Raw genomic sequence first — 3,376 nt, forward strand, 5'->3', positions numbered from 1 at the left:
TCCCCGCTCCCCGCTCGACGTTGCCGCCGACCTGCTGACCCTCCTCGGGGACACCGGTACCGAGCCCCGGCCCGACACCCAGCTCGCGGCCCTGACCCTGGCCGTCGCCGCCGACCTGCCGGTGCTGCTCTGGGGCGAACCGGGGATCGGGAAGACCGCCGCCCTCACCCAGCTCGCCGCCGCCCTCGACCTGCCGCTGACCACGGTGATCGCCAGCGTGCACGAACCCTCCGACTTCGCCGGCCTGCCCGTGGTCGGCGACGACCCGGCGGTCCAGGGCGTCCCGATGGCTCCGCCGGACTGGGCGGTACGCCTGGCCCGTACCGGACGGGGGCTGCTCTTCCTGGACGAACTCTCCACCGCGCCACCGGCCGTCCAGGCCGCCCTGCTCCGCGTGGTGCTCGAACGGCGGGTCGGCGCGCTGCGACTTCCCGCCGGGGTACGGATCGTCGCCGCCGCCAACCCGCGGTCCTCCGCAGCCGACGGCTGGGAACTGAGCCCACCCCTGGCCAACCGGTTCGTCCACCTCCGGTGGGCCCACGACCCCGATGTCGTGGTACGCGGCCTGGGCGGCACCTGGCCCCGCGCCGAGCTGCCCCGGCTGGACCCGCAGCGGCTGTCCGGGGCGGTGGAGCTGGCCCGCCGTGCGGTGTGCGGCTTCCTGACCGCACGTCCCGGGCTGGTGCACCAACTACCCGCCAACGAGACCCGCCGGGGCGGGGCCTGGCCGTCGCCGCGTACCTGGGAGATGGCCCTGCGGCTGACCGCCTTCGCCACCGCTGCCGGCGCCTCCCGGGAGGTGCTGTCCATGCTGGTCCGGGGCACGGTGGGCGACGGGCCGGGGCTGGAGCTGCTGGCCAGCCTGGACCGGATGGACCTGCCGGACCCGGAGGACCTGCTCGCGGCTCCGGCGACCGCGGATCTCCCCGAGCGGGGCGACCTGCGGCAGGCGGTCCTCGACGCGGTGGTCGAGGCGGTCCGACGTCGTCCGGAGCGGTCCCGCTGGGACGCCGCCTGGGCCCTGCTGGCCCGGGCCGTGCAGACCGGTGCCCCCGACCTGGTGGTCGTCCCCGCCACCACGCTCGCCACGCTACGTCGGGACGACTGGGACGTACCGGCGGTCGTCGAACGGCTCACCGGCGCGGTGTCCCTGGCCCGCCGGGCGGACCACGCCACCGCGCGGGTCGCTGCGGCGGGTGCCGGCCGGTGACGGCGGACCTGTCCGGGACCGGCGGCACTCCGGGGACGCTGGACCGGGAGAAACTGTTCGCCGCCCGGTTGTACGCCGCCCGGGTCCGGCCCTACCTGGCGACGGCACTGTTCGCCCTGGCCCCGGTGGAGTCCCGGCGGGTACCCACGATGGCGGTGGACCGGCACTGGCGGTGTTACGTGTCGCCGGTCTTCGTGGACCGGACCCCGGTGGAGGAACTGGCCGGGGTGTGGGTGCACGAGGTGTCCCACCTGCTGCGCGACCATCACGGCCGCAGTGACCGGGTGGCGCGGGAGCGCGGACTGACCGGACGCGGCGACCGGTTGCGGATGAACATCGCCGCCGACTTCGAGATCAACGACGACGTGTACGGGGCCGGCCTGCCCTGCCCGGCCGGCGCCGTCCGGCCGGGGCTCCTGGGACTGCCCGAGGGCGAGCTGATGGAGGACTACCTGCGGGCGTTCCGACTCGGACCGCGCACCCAGGACCTGGCCTGGCTGGACTGCGGCAGCGGGGCCGACGGGTTGGAGCGGGAGTGGGACCTGGGAGCGGATGGCGCCCACGGGCTCAGCGCACAGGAACGGGACGCGGTCCGGTTCCGGGTGGCGCAGGGCATCACCGCCCGCCCGGGTGACACCCCGAAGGGGTGGCGGCGCTGGGCGGAGGAGGCGTTCCACCCACCGCAACCGTGGCGGGACCTGCTGGGCGCGGCGCTGCGGTCGGCGGCGTCCGGGCCCGGAGCGGGGGAGGACTACGTCTACGGTCGGCCGGCACGCCGCTCCGCCGGCCTGCCCGGCGTGATCCTGCCCAGCCTGCGGCGCCGACCACCCCGGGTCTCGGTGGTCGTCGACACGTCCGGCTCGGTCAGCGACGCCGAACTCGGCAGCGCCCTGTTGGAGGTCGCCGCGATCACCCGCGCCGTCGGCGGCCGGCGGGACCTGGTCACCGTGCTGTCCTGTGACGCGGCGGCCCGTGTGGTGCAGCCACTGTGCCGGGCCGAGGGGATCGTCCTGCTGGGTGGCGGAGGGACGGACCTGCGGGCCGGCTTCGCCCGGGCACTGCGGGCGCAACCCCGGCCGGACGTGCTGGTGGCCCTGACCGACGGGCAGACGCCCTGGCCGTCGACCCGACCATCCTGCCGGACGGTGGTGGGACTCTTCCCCCGGTCGGCGGCCGGCCCGTCCTGGTGCGAGGACGACCCCGACTACGTGCCGGACACCCCACCCGACTGGGCACGGGTGGTGCACATCGGGTCCGCTCCGGGGTGAGGACGAGGTGTCACCGGCTGCGGACGCACCGGCAGAATGGGCGCATGTCGATCCCGCTCGCCACCGTCCTGGCTGTTCTCACCGCTGCCGGTCCGGTGGCGGCGGCCCCGGCGGTCAGGGCTCCCGCCGGGCCGGCAACAGTGTGCCAGGTGCGGGACGACCGGCTGGACGAGATCTCCGGCCTGGTTGCCACCGATACCGGATTCGTCGTGGTGAACGACGGCGCCGACGAGGCTTCCCACCGGCGGATCTTCTTCCTCGACCGGCGGTGTGCCGTCGTGCGGACGGTGGCCTATCCGTCCCGGCCGCGCGACACCGAGGATCTCGCGGTCGGTCTGGACGGCACTCTCTGGGTGGGCGACATCGGTGACAACGGTCGGGCCCGGGAGACCATCGCGGTGTGGACGCTCCGGTCCGGGTCCGGCCGGCCGGTGCTGTACCGGATGAGCTATCCCGACGGGCCGCACGACGCCGAAGCGCTTCTGGTGACCCGGGACGGCCGACCGGTGATCGTCACCAAGCAGAGCGGCGGGGCCGGCCTCTACACCACGGCGGGTCCGCCGCGGCGGGGCGCGACCGTGCCCCTGGTGGCGGCGGGGCGGGTACGGCTACCGGGTACCACGACCGCGAACCCGTTCTCCTTCCTCGGCCGGCGGCTGGTCACCGGGGCCGCGACCGCCCCGGACGGACGCCGCGTGGTGCTGCGTACCTACGCCGACGCGTTCGAGTACGACGTCACCGGTGGTGACCTGGTTGCCGCGCTGACCACCGGCAGGCCACGGGTCACCGCGCTGCCGGACGAGCCGCAGGGCGAGGCGGTCACCTACACCCGGGACGGCCGGGCCCTGCTCACCGTCTCCGAGACCGCCGGCCAGCCGCCCGGCGCCCGGCCCACGAT

Annotated in this window: 3 protein-coding genes; all 3 read left to right on the top strand. The window is 75.6% G+C overall.

Annotation, left to right across the window (positions count from 1 at the left end; genetic code table 11):
* A partial coding sequence (locus GSF22_RS32120; protein WP_244454534.1) for an AAA family ATPase occupies positions 1-1,210 on the top strand: 1,210 nt, incomplete at its 5' end.
* Positions 1,207-2,478 carry a vWA domain-containing protein gene (locus GSF22_RS32125; protein ID WP_307804499.1) on the top strand — a complete coding sequence of 424 codons (1,272 nt, stop codon included), beginning with the start codon at positions 1,207-1,209 and terminating at the stop codon, positions 2,476-2,478. The genes GSF22_RS32120 and GSF22_RS32125, both read left to right, overlap by 4 nt.
* A 44-nt stretch (positions 2,479-2,522) precedes the next feature.
* On the top strand, positions 2,523-3,376 hold an 854-nt coding region (locus tag GSF22_RS32130), incomplete at its 3' end, for a hypothetical protein (RefSeq protein WP_208817667.1).

This window comes from Micromonospora echinofusca (assembly GCF_017614955.1).
GTDB classification, from domain to species: Bacteria; Actinomycetota; Actinomycetes; order Mycobacteriales; family Micromonosporaceae; genus Micromonospora; species Micromonospora echinofusca_A.